Source organism: Bacillus sp. FSL K6-1005 (assembly GCF_038000225.1).
Lineage (GTDB): Bacteria > Bacillota > Bacilli > Bacillales > Bacillaceae > Bacillus > Bacillus mojavensis.
The window spans coordinates 3,205,301-3,224,524 of sequence record NZ_JBBOBP010000001.1 but is presented as its reverse complement, the minus strand read 5'-3'; the positions used below and the strand labels follow the sequence as shown (position 1 = coordinate 3,224,524).

Genomic DNA, 19,224 nt, shown 5'->3' with positions numbered 1-19,224 from the left:
GTATTCATTCAGCTTGTAGTAGTATGTCTCTTTATTTATTTCTTCAACAGTGCTGGAATGCGGCTGGAGATATGAAGAAGCGGTGTGCTGTCTTTTGCTGTTAATGATAAAAGAATGCCGCCTTCAATCATGGCGTTAATGACGATGCCTGCTTCCTTGGCATGGCTCTCGCTGTAACCTGACAGCTGCAATTTTTTCTCAAACACAAGGGACCACGCTTTGTAGGCTTCATCACAGGCTTTTCGCAAAGACTCGCTTTTTAATGATGTCTCTGCTGCAAGCAAGCCGACGGGCAGGCCTTCAATGTCCTCTGTGCATGAGAATTGACAGGAGAGCTCCTTCAAAAAGGCTTGAATGCCTTCTGCTGGATCAGGGCTCACGTCCAGGCAATCTGTGATTTTTTGGCGGATGTATTCCTTCATTTCATTTACGGCTTCAATTGCCAGCTGTTCTTTACCGCCGGGAAAGTGGTAGTAAAGAGAGCCTTTAGGTGCACCGCTTTCTTTAATAATCTGGTTCAGTCCCGTTCCGTAATACCCCTGCAGCTGAAAAAGCCGGGTAGCTGCAGAAAGGATTTTCTCACGAGCATCTCCATAGCTCATAACATTCCCACCTTACTGAATTGCTATCATAAAATATAGTGACTGGTCTATTATCATGATTCACCCATCGAATGTCAAGATAAAGAAACTCGAATAAGAAAATAAAATAAGCATATAAAAAAGCTGAGAGATAACCTGACGCACATTTTGACTGAATAAATGAAATATTCAATCATTAAAAGGCATAAAGACGTTACCATCCAAAGGAGAGAAAAACATGAAAACACAACGATTCCTCTTACTGATCCTTTTTACCGCACTATTGCTTGTTTTTACCGGATGCTCTCAATCTCCTGAAGCAAAAGAATCCCCAAAAGAAAAAACGCAGACACAAAAAGTTTCTTCAGCTTCTGCTTCCAAAAAGAATGACCTTCCAACTATTAAAATACTGGCGACAGGAGGTACGATTGCCGGAGCCAATAAATCAAAAACCTCTACAACTGAATATAAAGCAGGTGTCGTTGGCGTTGAGTCTCTGATCGAAGCGGTGCCAGAGATGAAGGACATCGCGAATGTCAGCGGCGAGCAAGTGGTTAATGTCGGAAGCACAAACATTGATAACAAAACATTGCTGAAGCTCGGAAAAAGAATCAGCAAACTGCTTTCTTCAAAAGATGTCGACGGTATTGTTGTGACCCACGGAACAGATACATTAGAAGAAACGGCTTATTTTCTGAATCTCACTGTAAAAAGTGATAAACCGATTGTTGTTGTCGGTTCGATGAGGCCGTCCACAGCCATCAGTGCTGATGGCCCGTCCAACATGTACAACGCAGTTAAAGTGGCCGGCGCACAAGAGGCAAAAGGGAAAGGGACGCTCGTCGTTCTCAATGACCGCATTGCTTCAGCACGGTATGTTACAAAAACCAACACAACCGCAACAGATACCTTTAAATCAGAAGAAATGGGATACATCGGAACGATTGCCGATGACATTTATTTTCATAATGAAATCACACGCAAGCATACAAAGGATTCGGAGTTCTCCATTTCCAGCCTTGATAAACTGCCGCAAGTAGACATTCTGTACGGCTACCAAAATGACGGAAGCTATCTGATTGATGCGGCTGTAAAGGCTGGCGCAAAAGGCATAGTCTTCGCGGGATCAGGCAACGGATCTTTATCTGACGCAGCCGAAAAGGGGGCAGTCAGAGCGGTTAAAAAAGGCGTCACAGTGGTTCGCTCAACCCGTACGGGAAATGGTGTCGTCACATCGAACGGCGACTATGTGAAAAACGACCTTTTGGCATCAAACTCCTTAAATCCGCAAAAAGCCCGGATATTGTTAATGCTCGCGCTCACCAAAACAGATGATCCTAGGAAAATCCAAGACTATTTTAATGAATATTAAAGAAAAGAAGGCGGAAAAGCCTTCTTTTTGTGCGTTTTCGGGATCGAAACAGCTGAAATGTTCTCTCAACCTTAAAATTTCTTTAAAAATAAGTCAAATTTACCCTTTACTTAATTAATTTGGCAAAGTATTATAATTTAAGAATTTGTTACAAAAAAAGGAGGAAATTATGAAACTTTTAAGAGGTAAGATCATTGCACTTGTAACAATTGTTGTGCTGTCAGTTACATCCATGTTTGCGATGCAGCCGTCAGCGAAAGCCGCTGAACATAATCCGGTGGTAATGGTTCATGGAATTGGCGGAGCTTCTTTTAACTTTGCCGGTATTAAAACTTATTTGGTATCACAGGGCTGGTCACGGGACAAGCTGTATGCTGTAGATTTTTGGGACAAGACAGGCAATAACTTAAACAACGGACCAGTATTATCGCGTTTTGTGCAAAAGGTATTAGATGAAACCGGTGCGAAAAAAGTGGATATTGTCGCTCACAGCATGGGCGGCGCTAACACGCTTTACTACATAAAAAATCTGGATGGCGGTAATAAAATTGAAAACGTCGTAACACTTGGCGGCGCGAATCGTCTTGTGACAGGCAAGGCGCTTCCGGGTACTGATCCCAACCAAAAGATCTTGTACACATCCGTTTACAGTAGTGCTGATATGATTGTTATGAATTACTTATCAAAATTAGACGGGGCTAAAAATGTTCAAATTCATGGTGTCGGACATATCGGCCTTCTATACAGCAGCCAAGTCAACAGCCTGATTAAAGAAGGGCTTAACGGCGGCGGACAAAATACGAACTAATGAGAAACATAACCTTGAAGAATCCTATTCTTCAAGGTTATTCTGCTTTCAGCACAATTGTTTTCGCAGCCATATCATGAACGGCTTGTTTTTTCTTCGTAAATGCGGCTGTTAAATAGATCAGGCGGGAAAACACATGCACCCATGCTATCATGTAACGGATAATGGCCTGAGGGAGGGAGATTTTCTCGTGTGTTTCGTCTCTTACAATTTGCAGGCCGATGATTTTTTTGCCCAGCGTACCCTTCCAATTTGTCAGCGGCATCAGCAAAGGATACACAAGCAGCATCAATATGGCGACAGCGATGACGCCAGCGGACCCGTCGCCAAACATAAATCCGGATGCTAAAATCACTGCGGCCGCAATGATCACGTCAAGCACAAGAGCGCAGGCGCGCAGCATAAAACCAGCTAGTTCCAACATAAACACTTCCTTAAAAATTTTAGATAAATACCTAATGATTGTAAAAAGAAGGGCCTAAAGTGGGAATAGGTTATAAGTCTTAAATCACAAAAGTTGATGAAAAAGTCATAGGTAAATTTACATCATGAACCAGGCTGTCACATTACCAAATTCTTTTTTAGCCCGAAACCAAGCCCTCAGAAGTTATTTTTGTTAAAATAGAAAAGTTACAACAGAATTCGGAGGGTTTATTGTGGGAAAAGTGAAAAGAAATGCCCCTTGCCCATGCGGCAGCGGTAAGAAATATAAAAAATGCTGCGGAAATAAAGTTGTCGACTTCCCGACAGAATTAGCGGCAAAAGAAGCAAAACAAATTCAGGAAGACTTAGTGGAGTATGCCTTCACAGTACATAGAGAAAGCATTTCGGGTTTTATCAACCAGCATGATTTTCTTTCTACTATGGACAGGCAGACAAAGGACATCAGTGTATTTAATTTGGGAATCTGGGGAATCTTCTTCCACCCGCTCGCTGGTGACAAAACAATCTTTGAAGAGTACCTTCAGAAAAAAGGCGATTCGATCACCCGCCCGAAAACACGTGAGATCGTTGAATCCTGGAAGAGCATGACGCCTGCTTTATTGCTGCTGAAGGATATGAAAGAAGCAGTCATTCATTTTGAAGATGTCATTACGAAAAAGCAATTCGACGTGGAAATGGACGTCACGAATCAAGACCTCCCGCCAGTAGGAAGCTTGATTCTCGGCTATCCGATCCACGAAGCCGAAAAAGCGGAATTCTTCATGCAGTTCACAATCTTCCCAGTGAAGAGAACGGAAGAGCTGATCAGCAAGGTGAAGACATATGCGGATGCTGCTGTGAAAAACGGCAAAACGCCGGAGGACTTCATGAAGCAGGAGTTCAACAACGTACTTTTCGCGCTGTTAGCGGAAAAAGATGAACAGCCGCAGCAAGCGGAGGCTGTTCAAGAAAGCAGCGTTGAGTGGGCAAACGACATGGAGAAAGAAACAGCCGCGGCGATCGAAAAAGGCATGAGCGGAGATGAATATCCGAATGAGCTGATTCCGGCAGTCATTGACATTTGGAAATCGTTCTGCGAGAAAAAATCACCTGTCATCAGAAAGCCGGAAGCTTTTGCGGCGGCAGTTGAATATTATGTAAATGCAATCTCACTTAACGGCGCAACCGTTTCCCAAGCCAAACTGGCGAAAAAATACGGCGTAAGCGCATCAACGATTTCAAGCCGCTACAAAGAAATTGAAAGCACGCTTCAAGATGAAGCGGATCGCTTTGCACAATCATTAACATCGTAATGACGAACAAAAAACCTTGAAAAGCCAAGCTTTTCAAGGTTTTTTATTTTTGGAACGGAATTTTGATTTCTAAACGGAAGACAGGGTGGCGATATGTGAAATCAAGCTTGCCAAAAGCTTGGTTCACCAGCTTTTGGATCACATAAGTGCCGATTCCTTCATGAGTGCCGCTTTTCGTCGTATGGCCGAATGACTGAAACAGTGTATCGAGCACTTTCGGTTCCATGCCGGGTGTTGTATTTTCACAAATCAGCACGTAAAGCCCGCTTCGCAGTGATGTCTCCAGCTTGATCTCCGCTTTCTCGGGGGCCTCTGCGGCGCTGTCGAGCGCATTTTCTAATAGGTTGCCGGCCAGGCTGACCTGATCAGCGGGAGAGAAAGGGAGGGAAGAAAGCGGCGTATGCAAATGCAGTGAAACGTTCACATTCGAAGCTTTTGCTTTTTCCAGAAAGTCATACAGCACTCCTGCAAGGTACGCATTCTCTCCTTTTAAAAAACGGTCATATTGACTGTACTGGTCTTCCCAATGGTTTATGTATGTTTGTGTGTCCGGCTCTGACTGCGCCGAGCTGAGCGCTGTGATATGCTTCATTGTATCGTGATTCCGGCTCCTGACATCCATCAGCATTCGATTGGCGTGCTGTTCAGCCTGAGTCAGCCAATCGATTTGTTCATAAAGCTTTGTCAGCGAGCGGCACAGCCCGATGCGGAGCCATTCACCTGCCGCGAATATCATCATTACAAGCAGCACCGCCAATCCAGAAGCGACGATCAGCAAAAACACCGCCGACAGAATGTGAATCACGGCGATACATAAATAGAGCTGAAGGGGACAGCGATCCTGCATAGGCTTCGTTTTCCATATGTATAAAACCGATGCCGCCGCGCCTAAAGCAGCGGCGAGCCAAGAAACGGATGTGCTGTGTGAAAGAATGGACGCCGACTGATAAAATATGAAACTGAATAAAAACAAATAAAGACATTGAAACAGAGTCATCACAACCTGCGCTCCTCAAAAATAATAGTTTTGAAAATAATCAAGCTGCTGCTTGGTGATCATCGCTTTTTTAGATGTTCCCTCAAACGAAACCGTAAACGAATGCTTCGTATAAGCGGAAAAGTGTTTAATGTAATGAATGTTGATAATAAAGGAGCGGTGCGAACGAAGAAAATCCTTCTCCGGCAGATCGCCTTTAATATCGTTCAATGTTTGATACGTTTGCACTTCTTCAGATGTTGTCACAATCGTCGTTGACCGTCCTGTGCGTTCGGCGAAAATAATGTCCTTCTTTTGCAGCACATGCATTTTAGATTTTTGTTTAATCAAAATCCGCCCGTTCAAGCTCGTTTCCGTTTTCTTTGTGAAATAACGTTCGAAGGAAGAGCTGAGACGATCGGCGTGGTACGGCTTCATAATATAGTCGTGGACGTTCAGATCAAATGCGTGAACCGCATAGCCGCTGTTGCCGGTGACGAAAATCACATCCACATCCAGCGAATGAGATCTGATTAAATCCGCCAGCTCGTAGCCTGACATGTGAGGCATCTCAATATCGGCAAGCAGAAGATCAATGTCCCCGTTCTTCACCCGGCTGTAAGCTTCCTCCGCCGAATCGGTGGCAAAGACAATTTCGACATCCTGCATTCTGGACACGATTGCTTCCAGCTTCTCTAAATCTACTCGATAATCATCGACTAGTCCGACTTTTACCATTATCATTCCCCTAGTTAAATAGAATCACCTTTATTTTATCCCATTTCGCGACATAAAAAGAACTCTTCGCGACAACTTTATCCAACAAATCCAGCTTTTCGTATATAGTCATTACTAGAAATAACAAAAAGGGAGATTGTGACATGATTACACTGACGGATTGCAGCCGCAGGTTTACAGATAAGAAAAAAGTAGTCAAAGCTGTGCGTGATGTAAGCTTAACGATTCAAAAAGGAGAAGTCGTCGGCATTCTCGGAGAAAACGGAGCCGGCAAAACAACGATGCTGAGAATGATCGCGACCCTGCTTGAACCGACACAGGGCACGATCGCAGTAGACGGCTTTGACACGGCCAAGCAGCCGGCGGAGGTCAAGAAACGAATCGGCGTCTTATTCGGGGGAGAAACAGGACTCTATGACCGGATGACTGCAAAAGAAAATTTACAGTACTTTGGCCGGCTGTACGGGCTGAACCGCCACGAAATCAAAGCGAGAATAGAAGATTTATCAAAACGGTTCGGCATGCGTGATTATATGGACCGGAGAGTGGGCGGGTTTTCAAAAGGAATGAGGCAGAAAGTCGCCATTGCCAGGGCGCTGATTCACGATCCGGATATCATTTTATTTGACGAGCCGACGACAGGACTAGATATTACGTCAAGCAATATCTTCCGTGAATTTATTCAGCAGCTGAAAAGAGAACACAAAACCATCCTGTTCTCCAGCCACATTATGGAGGAGGTACAGGCGCTCTGTGACAGTGTCATTATGATGCACAGCGGAGAGGTCATTTACAGAGGAGCACTTGAAACACTATACGAGAGCGAACGCAGCGACGATTTGAACTACATCTTTATGTCTAAGCTGGTCAGGGGGATTTCATAAATGGTAGGACAGATTTATAAAAAAGAGATGATCGACGCTTTACGGGACAGAAAAACAATTTTACTGACGATCTTAGTTCCGATGATTACGATGCTGGGCCTTGTGTTTTTCTACGAAAGCATGCTTTCGGACAAAGGGGAGCAGTACACGATCGCTGTCGGCCACTCCCTGCCTTCAGAGCTGGAAAACAAGCTGAATGCGATTGAGGAAATCAGTGTAAAGACATTCGCAAAACCTGAACAGGCGGTCGATGACGGGAAAGCGGATGTGTATCTGAACATCCCGAAAGAGTTTGATTCTTATATCACCAGTATGACAACTTTTAAGGTTGACGTTTACGGCAGCTCGGTCGATCAAGGGTCATCAAATGCTATGCAGCTTGTGCAATCTGCCTTAGAGCAGTACAAAAATGAAATTGTGCAAAAACGTTTAACGAGTAAACATATTGACCATTCGGTGATCCAGCCGTTCTCAGTTCAACAAAAAGAAGCAGATGAAGAGCAAGGCGTTTCTGCGATCATGCTTTCTGCCATTCTTCCGATGCTGCTTCTAACATCAATCGTTTCCGGTGCCATGCCAATCGCTCTTGACATTATTGCCGGAGAAAAGGACCGGAAATCCATAGAAGCGCTGCTGCTGACACCGGTCAGCAGAAACAAAGTGTTAATCGGCAAGTGGCTTGCGGTTTCTACCTTCGGAATAGCCTCTGGCGTATTATCACTGATCTTTCTGATTCTGTGCACCGTCTTATTTACGGAAAAGTTAAGAACAGCCTTTCAGCTGGGAGATCACTTATGGGTCATTATCGGAGCCTCAGCCTTGATCATCGTGCTTTCTGCCATGCTGATCGCCGCAATGGAGCTTTTGACCAGCATCATTTCCGGCACGGTAAAAGAAGCGCAGAGCTATATGTCTCTTGTCGTCTTTCTGCCTATATTCCCGATGTTTTTCATCTTCAATAAGGCGCCGAATCAAATCGATCTATCTTACTTTTTCATCCCGTTCCTAAATCTGCACGCCTTATTTAAACAGCTATTATTCGGGATGATAAATCCGGCTGCCATTCTATATACGTGCGGAACCATCGTCGTGCTCACCGCCATTTTCTTTTTACTGGCCAGAGCCTGCTTCTTGAAAGACAAATGGGTTCTGCCAAAATAAACTTGCAAAAGGAGAAATACACTTTCTCCTTTTTGTGTATGCTGAAAAAAGAAGGAAAATAGAAAAAGGATATCTAATACAAAAAGTGGAACCTGCGCTATTTTTCATCAAATCATTTCGGAAGGAGAAGGGACATGGATCAAACACGTGCACTTGGGAAAACGAATTTACAGGTGAAACGGATCGGATTCGGCGCAAATGCGGTCGGCGGGCATAATCTGTTTCCGAATCTGAATGATGAAACTGGCAAGGACTTGGTTCGCACGGCTTTGGACGGCGGCGTAAACTTTATCGATACCGCCTTTATATATGGATTGGGGCGATCCGAAGAATTAATCGGTGAGGTCGTTCAGGAACGCGGTGTCCGGGATCAGCTCATGATCGCCTCTAAAGGAGCCCATAAAGAAGGAAACGGCCGCATTGAATTAGACAACAGCCGGGACTTTCTTCGCGGCGAGGTGGAAAAGAGCCTAAAGCGGCTGAAGACAGATTACATCGATCTGTATTATGTTCATTTTCCGGATGGCAAGACACCTCTTGCGGAAGTCGCGGGCACGCTGAAGGAACTGAAGGATGAAGGGAAAATCAAAGCGATTGGAGCCTCGAACCTCAATTATCAGCAATTGCAGGAATTTAATGCGGACGGCTACTTGGAGGTCTTTCAGTCAGAATACTCTTTAATTCAGCGTGATGCTGAGAAGGAGCTGCTCCCATACTGTGAAAAACACGGGATTTCTTTTATTCCATATTTCCCGCTCGCATCCGGGCTGCTGACCGGAAAGTTTACAAAAGATGATGCCTTTGACGACAATCGAAAGAACAACCCGCAATTCCAGGGAGAAACCTTTATTCGAAACCTGAAAAAAATAGACAAGCTCAAAGCGGTAGCTGAGGAAAAGAAAGCAGAGACGGCTCATGTCGCCTTGGCATGGCTGTTAACGAGACCGGCTGTAGACGCCATCATTCCAGGTGCTAAGCGCCCGGAACAGCTGAAGGATAACCTGAAAACCTTAGATGTTGAATTGACGGATAATGAAGCAGATTTCATCAGCGGGATTTTTAAATAGAAAAGGAAATAGCCCTTGGGCTATTTCCTTTTGATGTTTATTCTTTAATGAATGCTTCAACTAATTCTGCTGCTCTGTAATCGTCCATATCAAGCTGCCACTGGTCGATGTCATTTTTCTTCATTTTCACTTCAACCGTTTTTTCACTTGAAGCCGGGCCAAGCTTTTTGAACTCTTCTGGATAGACTTGAAGCGCATATTTTACAGCATCTTCATAGCTCGCACCTGAATTCTTGCTGTAGTAGTCTTTCATTCTGTCCTCGATGCGGTCTGAGAGAGAAGAAGCGTCGACTGGTTTAATTGTAGCTTCTACAATGGCTTCATCTTTTGAGATGGAAGTTGTTTTCGCTTGAATCGATGAGTTTTTGCTTAATCCTGCTTTAATGCCGTTCACGATATTATCAAGCGCTTTGCTGTCCGCATATGTGCTTGAAAGGCCTGAAGCTGAGAGGTAGCCGTCTTTTGCGGACTCGTTAAAGTCGTTCACAATTTCATTTTTGTTCGCGCCGGTGATTTTTTCGAAATCTTTGTTATCTTTACCGAAAAGAAGGACATCTATATATGCCGATAAAGCTTTCGCAGAGTCTTGGAGCTGATCTGCTGTCGCAAGGATTTTTTTGTCTTTTCCGTCAATATTGAATGTAACTGATTTTGGCTTCTTATCACCGTAAGATTCCGGCGTGTAATTCAGCTCGTATTTTTCGCCTTTATCTACAACGAAGAAAAGATTTCCTTCAACGGATTTGTCAGTGTTAATCGTGCTACCCTGCAGCTTTTCGTTATAGTCTTCAGGATCTGTGTCAGACATTTTGGTATCACCCTGATACAAAGTGAAATCCATATGGTCTACATTAAGCGGTTCTTTCCCTGTGTTTTTCACAGCGACATTTACCTTTAACACGAGCTGATCATCTGAAGTTGACTTATCATACTGAGACGGAAGTGTATAAGAGACATCTTTGATCTTAACTTGAGCTATATCTGCGCTTTTTTCTGTTTCTGAACTTTTCTTCTCCGCGCTTGTTTTACTTCCGGAACAAGCAGCTGTAAACAGCATCAGCAGGAGAACAAGGAAAACAGCGTACGTTTTTTTCTGAAACATTCATTTTTCCTCCTCAAATGGTTTTGGGAAAGGGGAGTCTTTTGTCTTTGAGAATTGAATCTTTTTGAATGGATTGACATGATGCAGCCAAAAAAATCGGTTCTTTTCTCATGGTTTTACCCAGATTTCTGGAAACTCCGTCCTTCTTTGCGATTGATGACCTATAAAAAGTTGCAACGGAATTAATTTTAAGATTATTAGCTTTTATATTGAATAGGTTCATCTTACTATTTTTGGTGAAAAATGTTCTGGTAAAACTGGAAAACACAGAAATTTGTGTATATTAGACTACTACTTTGTAATCAGTTGAAGGGTGACATTCGAACGAAGAAAGGGGCTGCTTTGGTGAAAAAAGAGGAATTGAAACAAAAAGCACTGGAAATCGGCCGTGTGCCGACACACTTACAGCTGGAAATTGAAGATTATGGAGATGAACAGAAAAGGTCGTATTTTTGCTGGATAGATCCGCAGGATGAAAACAAAGGGATCATCGTAGAGCTTGGACCGGACGGACAGCTGGAAGGGCTTTCTCGAGATGTTGAGCCTGAAAGCAGTGAGAAGCTGTCCGAAGACCAAATAGAGGATATCTTGATTCAGTTCGTGAACTCTCATTATCCTGAAGCTCCGTCTGCGTTTGTCCGTGAAGAAAATGATGAGGCGTATGATGATAAAGTAAGGTTTTCATATGTTCAAATGGAAGACGGACTGCCGCTTCCTATGAGCGGGTTTATGGCTGATGTCTCCTTATCAGGGGAGGTGGTGTATTTTCGGTATTACGGAAAAGCGTGCAATATAATCAAGTCGGAACAGGTCGCAGATGAAAAAGAAGCAATGGCTTATTTCAAGAAAGATGTAGATGTCACTCTCCTATTTGAGATCCTTCATCGCTCTGTCTACAAAAACGGAGACGATCAGCCGCATTTGGTGTATGAGTTTGAAAAGGCGGGCATTGCTGTACCTGCAGATGTAAGTGAAGAGAAAGAAATATGTGATGATGATTACGTGGAGTCAGAAAGCTTTCCCCTTCCCTTATTCGAAGGTATTCACGAAAATGCAGACCCTGGCAGCATGATCGGCTTGAGCAGCGGACTGGTAAAAGTAAGGGAAGCAGATATAGGGGACGGCAGAAAAAAGATTGTATGGCGGGACAAGGATGAGCAGGAACTCGATAAAGCTGACAAGAGTCTTAACAGCTGGTTTGAAGGACGTCTTAACAATGTAATTGGAACCATCCATAACAAAGAATCCGGAAAACTCGAAGGTGTTATGTCGTTTATAGACGAAAAAGGGCCGAATACCGTAAGCGAGGAAGAGTGCGAAAAAATCGCCATTCGTTTTCTGTTCGCGTTATTCCCGAATGCTGATCAATATTTTAAGATCAAATACGATAAACAGGGTGAAGAAGGTTCGTCAGCCGGCTTTACGTTTGACGTGCACTGTAACGGAGTTCCGCTTCGGTTTGGGCAGGTCAAAATCTGCGTCAGCCGCCAGACTGGGCGCATTACCGTTTATATGGGACCGGACATTGACCCTGAAGTGCTCAAAGCTGTTGACCCAGTTCCATCCATTTCACCGGAACAAGCCAAGTCTATCTTTTGGCGCTATTTTAAAGTGGAGCTTGGCTGGGAGAGAGAATACGGAGAAGATGAAGAAAACAGCTATCGTCTCGTCTACAAGCCGGTATATCCGAGATTGATTGATGCCCATACTGGTGAGGCTGTCATAAGTGCATTGTAAAACAGCCAAAAGTCACACATTTTCGGCGTGTGTACTGGCTGATGCATGAAAAAAGTAATAGAGAGAATGTGGAAATCCAGTTTCCTTAATAGAAAAGGACCTTTCTTCACTTTAAAAGAAGAAGGGTCTTTTTATATAATAAACAAGGTTCTCTTTGTCGTAGACTCTTTGAAAGGATGACTTCATTGGTAAACAAACAGCTGAAAAAGAAGGCGCAAGAGATCGGAAATGTACCGCCGCACTATGAGCTTGAGATAGAAGATTATGCTCAAAAACAAAAGAAGAAGGGGCATGCATACTTCATTTGGAAGGACCCTGAAGATCCGGAAAAGCAAATTATTGTAGAACTCGCGAGCGACGGCGCTTTGCTCACATTTTCAACAGCCGCCGGCCTCGAGCAGGACAAAAAGCTCCCAGATGCCGAGCTGAAACTGACAGCTCTTCAGTTTGCCGCAGCCCACCATCCGGCCACATTTATGAAATTTCATTTTCAAGCCAAGGAAGAACGAGGGCATCACATCCGGTTTGTTTATACAAAAAAACAGCTGGGCCTCTCGCTCCCCAATTCAGGATTTTTAATAGATATCACACGCAGCGGACAGATTGTCCATTTTTTATATTACGGAGAAGGGAACAAAGCCGACATCCCAAAGGAATTCGTAGAGAAAGAGAAGGTCATTTCCCATTACGTCAATACAATGTCTTTACGGCTTATGTATGACGTCATTGATGATGAACAATTGCCCAGACTCGTCTATGAACCGATTTTGCCGGGTTACAACTATCCAGCGGATGTAGACGAAATTGTGCCTGACCAGCACATATCGGATGAAAGAACGGAAAACGGGGCGCCTCTCCCGCCGCTTGAAAAAAAAGAAGAAACCGATATATATGAAATGCTGGGACTTACTTCTGATATGAAAAAAGTCGGTGAAAGGGACTTCGGAGATGAACTTGGAAGCACTTGGCGCAAAGGTACTGCACCCGAGCGGAAGGATTTAAGCATAGGAAGCTATTTTGCAACGAGAAATAAAAATACAATCAAAATGAAGACTGATAAAAAAACAGGGAAATTAAAAGCAGCTATTTCCTTCATGGACAATCAAGTTTCCGGCCAATACTCAACGGAAGAATGCCAAGAGACAGCGCTTCAGTTTTTGTACGCGCTCTATCCAAGAGCAGATGAGTTTTTCAGAGTGAACCCAATCCGAATCGATGAAAGAGGCAGGGTCCGCAATCACTTTTCTGTCTGGTATAAAGGAATACCGCTGCGGTTCGGTGCTGCCCGCATCATCGTCAACCCGGAAACCGGAAAAATTGACGCTTTTATGGCTCCGGATATAGACCCAGAGCTATTAGAAACAATCAACCATAAACCGGATGTTTCAGCCGACGAAGCGAGAGAAGCATTTTTATCTGCGTTTGATGTGAGGCTGGAGTGGCAGCCTGATTTTTCAGCAGGCAGCCATCAGCATTATAAGCTTGTGTATAAGCCGATTTATCCTCCATATATTGACGCGCATAAAAGAAAAAAGAAGAGGCTGTGAGGGTGTCTAGTCAGGTATCATTTGCAAGTGGGGATAATCTTTGAACCGTTCCCAATCCCCGCCCCACTCAAATCCGAGTTTTTTAGCGATGGTGACGACCTCCAGCCAATCTGATTTCCCGTTTTGATTGCCGTCGTAATCCATATCCCATAAGATGCTGCCATCCTTTTTCTGAAGAGCGAAATCAATCGCCAAACCATAATTATGATACGATTCCCCTCCTTTTGCGTAGGTGACAATATTCCCTTTTTTTGTGCGTCCTTGCTTATATAATTCGTCTTGTTCCTTGAAGGATCTGAATCCTTCAGTAACCACGATCGAGATGCCTTTATTTGATGCGGCAGCCTTGAGGGTGTCGGCATTCTGCTTCACAATCGGATCAAGAGCGGAAGGAACAGGCCTGTCCTGCAGAGCGGTTTGAGAGTGCCATGCGTGCCGCACATATGAAAAACAAAGGTCCGCCACAAACAGGAGGCATAAGATGAACGATGTTTTTGCTATTAATTTCATACCGGTCTCACTTTCTCATGAGTTGCTGAATGTTATGTTTTAAGCCATTGACTCTCTCTAAAAGAGAATAGCTATGATAAAATATAACATAAATAGTAGCAGGAGGAAGGAGGCAGATCATTGAGAGCAAAGATTCCATCTGAAGAAGTGGCGGTAAAACTAAACGAATGGTATAAACACATTCGTGCGTTTGAAGCAGATCAAGCAGAAGCATTAAAGCAGGAGATCGAGTACGAATTAGAAGACATGGAAGAAAATCAGGATTTACTATTATATTTTTCTTTGATGGAATTTCGGCATCGGATCATGCTGGACAAGCTGATGCCGGTGAAAGACAGCGACACCGAGCCTCCGTTCTCTGACATGCTGAATGAAATTGAAAGCAATCAGCAAAAACTGACGGGCTTATTAGAATATTATTTTTACTATTTCAGAGGGATGTACGAATTTAAGCAGAAAAATTTCATTTTAGCCATTGATCATTATAAGCACGCCGAGGAAAAGCTGGAGTATGTGGAAGATGAGATTGAAAAAGCTGAATTTCTTTTTAAGGTCGCAGAAGTCTATTATCACATCAAACAAACGTATTTTTCGATGAATTATGCAAGCCAGGCGCTTGATATCTATACGAAATACGAACTGTACGGCCGCCGCCGCGTGCAGTGTGAATTTATCATTGCCGGAAATTTGACGGATGTCTATCATCACGAAAAGGCACTCAAGCACCTGTGCAGCGCTTTGGATTATGCCAGTCAGCTTGAGGAAGCATACATGATTGCTGCGGCTCATTATAACGTAGGCCACTGTAAGTACAGCTTGGGAGATCTTAGCGAAGCGGAGGGCTATTTTAAGAAGGCCGCCGCCATTTTTGAAAAGCACAAATTTCAGCAGACCGTTCAAGCTGTATTTTCACTGACACATATCTACTGTAAAGAAGGAAAATACGACAAAGCAATAGAGACGTATCAACACGGGGTTACAAGCGCGGCAGAATGGGCAGATGACATGTACTTAACAAAATTCCGCCTTATTCATGAGCTTTATCTTGGCAGCGGCGACAGGAAGGTGCTCGAAGAATGCTTTGACCTTTTGGAATCCCGCCAGCTTTTCGCTGATGCAGAAGAGCTGATGCAGGACGCGGCAGAACGCTTCAATCAGCAGCAAAATTATGAGTCCGCCGCTTTCTTTTACCGCAGGCTGATGGACATAAAAAAGACACTTGCCGAGCAGCGCTTCCAATAAGAGATGGCAGAGAACCGATAAGGTTCTCTGCTTTTTTTATGCTGTTTTCAACCCGGGAAAACAGGGTATTTTCCAGTACACAAAGGAAAATCAGAGGAGGAAATCATTTATGTATAAAGATTTAATCGGGAAAACAGCCATCGTAACAGGCTCTTCAAAAGGAATCGGGAGAGCCATTGCGGAACGCTTTGGGCAGGAGAAAATGAATGTGGTTGTGAATTATCACAGCGACCCGTCAGGAGCCGATGAAACAGTGGACATCATTAAGCAAAACGGAGGAAAAGCCGTCGTAGTCGAAGCGGATGTGTCAAAGGAAGAAGGGATTCAGGCGCTAATGGATGCCGCTTTGGAGCACTTTGGCACGCTTGATGTAATGGTGAACAATTCAGGCTTCAACGGTGCAGAAGCTATGCCGCATGAGATGAGCCTTGAAGATTGGCAAAGAGTCATTGATGTAAACGTAACGGGAACCTTTATGGGGGCAAAAGCCGCGCTCAATCACATGATGAAGAACAATATCAAAGGAAACGTGCTCAATATCTCAAGTGTTCATCAGCAGATTCCGCGCCCAGTCAATATTCAATACTCAACTTCTAAAGGCGGCATCAAGATGATGACGGAAACGCTGGCGCTTAACTATGCAGACAAGGGAATTCGCGTCAACGCAATAGCACCGGGCACCATCGCCACAGAGTCCAACGTCGACACGAAAAAAGAAGAAAACAGACAAAAGCAATTGAAAAAAATTCCGATGAGAGCCTTTGGACAACCGGAAGAAGTGGCGGCTGCAGCGGCTTGGCTCGTATCGGGAGAAGCGAGTTATGTGACCGGTACAACACTGTTTGTCGACGGCGGAATGACACTCTATCCGTCTCAGCTCGAGTAGAAAGAAAAACAGGGGGAGTGCGGGATGAAAAAAGACTGGTGGAAGGATGCAGTCGTTTATCAAATATATCCAAGAAGTTTTCAGGACAGTAATGGAGATGGGATCGGGGATTTGCGGGGAATAATTTCCCGGCTGGACTACATAAAGGAGCTTGGGGCAGATGTAATTTGGATATGTCCCATCTATCCTTCTCCAAATGTTGATTACGGTTATGATGTAACTGACCATAAGACGATTATGGATTCTTACGGCACGATGGAGGATTTTCATGATCTGCTTGACGAGGTGCATCAGCGCGGCTTAAAGCTTGTCATGGATTTTGTCCTAAACCACACTTCAGTCGAGCATCCGTGGTTTAAAGAAGCGGAGCTGGACAAAAACAGCAAGTACCGCAGCTATTACTTATGGCGCCCCGGCACAAAGAACGGTCCGCCAACGGACTGGATGTCAGACTACGGGCGTCCGGTTTGGCAATATGAGGAGCACACTGGCGAATATTATTTGCACATGAACGCCGTCAAACAAGCTGACTTAAACTGGGAAAATCCTGACGTTCGCCAAGCCGTATATGACATGATGAAGTTTTGGCTCGATAAAGGGGTCGACGGCTTGCGCATAGACCAACTTCATCTGATCTCAAAGAGAGAGTTCCTTCCTTCATATGAGGACTACGTCAATCAGCGCGCAGAACCGAAACCCTTCCAGCCGAACGGCGAACGTATCCACGACTATTTAAAAGAGATGACAGATGAAGTATTTTCACAATACGATGTCATGTCGGTCGGCGAGGTTGGCTCTGTCACGCCGGAGGAAGGCTTGACGTATACGGGAACTGATAAGCATGAACTGAATATGATTTTTCACTTTCAGCATATGGAGCTTGACCAGCAGCCGGGAAAAGCACATTGGGATCTGAAGCCCCTGGAGCTATCTGATTTAAAATCCGTATTATCAAAGTGGCAGAAGACGCTTGAACATAAAGGCTGGAATACACTGTTTTGGTGCAACCACGACCAGCCGCGGATTGTTTCCCGTTTCGGAGATGAAGGGAGATATCGCAAAGAGTCCGCGAAAATGCTTGCCACTGTCCTTTATTTTATGAAAGGCACGCCGTATATTTATCAAGGAGAAGAAATCGGCATGACAAACGCGCCGTTTATGAGAATTGAGAACTACAAAGATATCCAAACGATCAATATGTATCATAAACGGGTGTTTGAAAACGGCTATGATCCTGAAGAAGTGATGACCTCTATCTTGGCCAAAAGCCGGGATCATGCCCGGACGCCGATGCAATGGAGCAGCGGGAAGAATGCCGGATTCACGGATGGTACGCCATGGCTGAAGATCAATCCGAACTATACATCCGTCAATGCTGAGGAAGCGGAGGCAGACCCCGATTCCATTTTAGCCTATTACAAAAAGGTGATCAGCCTGAGAAAGCAGTATGCAGATCTCATAAAAGGAAGCTACGATCTCTTGCTCCCAGATGATCCGCAGCTGTTTGTATACGTTAGGGGGAATGGCAACCAGCAGCTTTTGGTGGTAAATAATTTTTCAAAAGAGCAGGCTGAATTCCACTGGCCGGAGCTTTGCAGCATGGACCAGGCGTCCCTTCTTCTCAGCAATTATAAAAACAGTGATATTGCTGATGAAATGGTGTTTCAGCCTTACGAGAGCAGAGTATATCTTTTGAATGAAAGAGAATAAGAAGTCAACCCGGCGCAGTTTGCCGGGTTTTTCAGTACATATATTTGCGCTGCAAACGGAAATAATAAAAACATAACGTTAACATAAAATTAATCTTGCAAAACGTAATGACTTCGGTTTATTATTATATAGGATTACAAAATCGTTATCATTTTGATTTAAAGTCATTGTGAAAAAGAGGGGATATTCGTTATGTTTAAAAAATGGAGCGGTTTGTTTGTGATTGCAGCGTGCTTCTTATTGGTCGCGGCATGCGGCAACTCATCAACAAAAGGGTCAACGGATTCAAAGAGTGATAAACTGCACATTGTCACGACGTTCTACCCGATGTATGAATTTACGAAACAAATTGTGAAAGATAAGGGCGATGTAGATCTATTAATTCCATCTTCAGTCGAACCGCACGACTGGGAGCCGACGCCGAAGGATATTGCAAGCATTCAGGACGCAGATTTGTTCGTTTATAATAGCAAATACATGGAAACCTGGGTTCCTTCAACCGAAAAAAGCATGGGCCAAGATCACGCAGTTTTCGTAAATGCGAGCAAGGGCATTGATTTAATGGAGGGCTCTGAAGAAGAACACGAACATGAGCATGAACACGAACACGGAGATCACGAAGAGCATGAACACAGTCATGAAATGGACCCTCATGTATGGCTCAGCCCTGTTTTAGCGCAAAAGGAAGTTGAAAATATTACTGCGCAAATCGTGAAGCAAGACCCAGATAACAAAGAATACTATGAGAAAAATAGTAAAGAATATATTGCAAAACTGCAGGATCTTGATAAACTATATCGTACAACCGTAAAAAAAGCGGCGAAAAAAGAATTTATCACACAGCACACAGCTTTTGGCTATTTGGCAAAAGAATACGGCCTGACTCAGGTTCCGATTGCGGGGCTTTCTCCTGACCAAGAGCCGAGTGCAGCTGACTTAGCAAAACTGAAAACGTATGCCAAAGAGCATGACGTGAAAATCATATATTTTGAAGAAGTTGCATCCTCCAAGGTTGCAGATACGCTAGCCAGTGAAATCGGTGCGAAAACAGAAGTGCTGAATACGCTGGAAGGCTTAAGCAAAGAAGAACAGGATAAAGGTGTAGGGTACATCGACATCATGAAACAAAACCTCGATGCCCTGAAAGATTCACTATTGGATAAATAA

Annotated in this window: 18 protein-coding genes; 12 read left to right on the top strand and 6 right to left on the bottom strand. The window is 44.0% G+C overall.

Translation table 11 applies throughout. The features are described 5' to 3' along the window. Positions 1–35 precede the first annotated feature (35 nt). The gene (locus tag NST16_RS16575) at positions 36–602 is read right to left on the bottom strand and encodes a TetR/AcrR family transcriptional regulator (protein ID WP_340887625.1); all 567 of its coding nucleotides are present in this window, start codon (positions 600–602) and stop codon (positions 36–38) included. A gap of 217 nt (positions 603–819) precedes the next feature. Between NST16_RS16575 and NST16_RS16570 the strand changes: the two genes are divergently transcribed. Together NST16_RS16570 and NST16_RS16565 are read left to right on the top strand one after the other, a co-directional pair. After that, complete coding sequence (locus tag NST16_RS16570) at positions 820–1,953, top strand: type II asparaginase (RefSeq protein ID WP_340887623.1); 1,134 nt, start codon at positions 820–822, stop codon at positions 1,951–1,953. A gap of 169 nt (positions 1,954–2,122) precedes the next feature. Then, the gene (locus tag NST16_RS16565) at positions 2,123–2,761 is read left to right on the top strand and encodes an esterase/lipase family protein (protein ID WP_229149638.1); all 639 of its coding nucleotides are present in this window, start codon (positions 2,123–2,125) and stop codon (positions 2,759–2,761) included. Between the two features lie 37 nt (positions 2,762–2,798). Here the strand turns inward: NST16_RS16565 and NST16_RS16560 are convergent, their stop codons facing one another. After that, complete coding sequence (locus NST16_RS16560) at positions 2,799–3,182, bottom strand: RDD family protein (protein ID WP_340888405.1); 384 nt, start codon at positions 3,180–3,182, stop codon at positions 2,799–2,801. Positions 3,183–3,417: 235 nt separating this feature from the next. Between NST16_RS16560 and NST16_RS16555 the strand changes: the two genes are divergently transcribed. Continuing rightward, positions 3,418–4,497, top strand: a complete 1,080-nt coding sequence (locus tag NST16_RS16555; protein WP_340887621.1) for a helix-turn-helix domain-containing protein — start codon at positions 3,418–3,420, stop codon at positions 4,495–4,497. A gap of 43 nt (positions 4,498–4,540) precedes the next feature. Here the strand turns inward: NST16_RS16555 and NST16_RS16550 are convergent, their stop codons facing one another. Beyond that, positions 4,541–5,497: a sensor histidine kinase gene (locus tag NST16_RS16550; RefSeq protein ID WP_340887619.1), complete on the bottom strand. Its 957-nt coding sequence runs from the start codon at positions 5,495–5,497 to the stop codon at positions 4,541–4,543. Between the two features lie 12 nt (positions 5,498–5,509). Next, a complete protein-coding gene (locus NST16_RS16545; RefSeq protein WP_340887618.1) occupies positions 5,510–6,211 on the bottom strand; it encodes a LytR/AlgR family response regulator transcription factor in 702 nt (233 codons plus the stop codon). 143 nt (positions 6,212–6,354) lie between these two features. On the opposite strand from NST16_RS16545, the gene natA reads away from it, so the two are divergent. From natA to NST16_RS16530, 3 genes are all read left to right on the top strand, one after another. Then, on the top strand, positions 6,355–7,095 hold the full coding sequence (natA, locus tag NST16_RS16540; RefSeq protein WP_059292022.1) for a sodium ABC transporter ATP-binding protein NatA: 741 nt from the start codon (positions 6,355–6,357) through the stop codon (positions 7,093–7,095). Next, positions 7,096–8,256, top strand: a complete 1,161-nt coding sequence (locus NST16_RS16535) for an ABC transporter permease (RefSeq protein WP_340887616.1) — start codon at positions 7,096–7,098, stop codon at positions 8,254–8,256. It abuts the gene before it with no gap. A 134-nt stretch (positions 8,257–8,390) separates the two neighbouring features. Continuing rightward, complete coding sequence (locus NST16_RS16530) at positions 8,391–9,323, top strand: aldo/keto reductase (RefSeq protein ID WP_340887615.1); 933 nt, start codon at positions 8,391–8,393, stop codon at positions 9,321–9,323. Positions 9,324–9,360: 37 nt separating this feature from the next. Here NST16_RS16530 and NST16_RS16525 read toward each other — a convergent pair whose 3' ends face one another. After that, complete coding sequence (locus NST16_RS16525; protein WP_326217629.1) at positions 9,361–10,425, bottom strand: DUF4352 domain-containing protein; 1,065 nt, start codon at positions 10,423–10,425, stop codon at positions 9,361–9,363. A 345-nt stretch (positions 10,426–10,770) separates the two neighbouring features. Between NST16_RS16525 and NST16_RS16520 the strand changes: the two genes are divergently transcribed. Both NST16_RS16520 and NST16_RS16515 read left to right on the top strand, forming a co-directional pair. Further along, complete coding sequence (locus NST16_RS16520; protein WP_340887612.1) at positions 10,771–12,162, top strand: YcdB/YcdC domain-containing protein; 1,392 nt, start codon at positions 10,771–10,773, stop codon at positions 12,160–12,162. A gap of 185 nt (positions 12,163–12,347) precedes the next feature. After that, positions 12,348–13,709 (top strand): YcdB/YcdC domain-containing protein, encoded by a 1,362-nt coding sequence (locus tag NST16_RS16515; RefSeq protein ID WP_168746868.1) that lies wholly within the window; start codon positions 12,348–12,350, stop codon positions 13,707–13,709. Positions 13,710–13,715: 6 nt separating this feature from the next. Here the strand turns inward: NST16_RS16515 and NST16_RS16510 are convergent, their stop codons facing one another. Further along, positions 13,716–14,219 carry a M15 family metallopeptidase gene (locus NST16_RS16510; protein WP_340887610.1) on the bottom strand — a complete coding sequence of 168 codons (504 nt, stop codon included), beginning with the start codon at positions 14,217–14,219 and terminating at the stop codon, positions 13,716–13,718. A 120-nt stretch (positions 14,220–14,339) separates the two neighbouring features. On the opposite strand from NST16_RS16510, the gene NST16_RS16505 reads away from it, so the two are divergent. From NST16_RS16505 to NST16_RS16490, 4 genes are all read left to right on the top strand, one after another. Beyond that, complete coding sequence (locus tag NST16_RS16505) at positions 14,340–15,461, top strand: Rap family tetratricopeptide repeat protein (protein ID WP_010332918.1); 1,122 nt, start codon at positions 14,340–14,342, stop codon at positions 15,459–15,461. Positions 15,462–15,570: 109 nt separating this feature from the next. Continuing rightward, positions 15,571–16,347, top strand: coding sequence for an SDR family oxidoreductase (locus tag NST16_RS16500; protein ID WP_268506241.1), 777 nt, complete (start codon positions 15,571–15,573; stop codon positions 16,345–16,347). Between the two features lie 24 nt (positions 16,348–16,371). Next, positions 16,372–18,057 (top strand): glycoside hydrolase family 13 protein, encoded by a 1,686-nt coding sequence (locus NST16_RS16495; protein WP_340887607.1) that lies wholly within the window; start codon positions 16,372–16,374, stop codon positions 18,055–18,057. A gap of 192 nt (positions 18,058–18,249) precedes the next feature. Then, positions 18,250–19,224, top strand: coding sequence for a metal ABC transporter substrate-binding protein (locus NST16_RS16490; protein ID WP_340887606.1), 975 nt, complete (start codon positions 18,250–18,252; stop codon positions 19,222–19,224).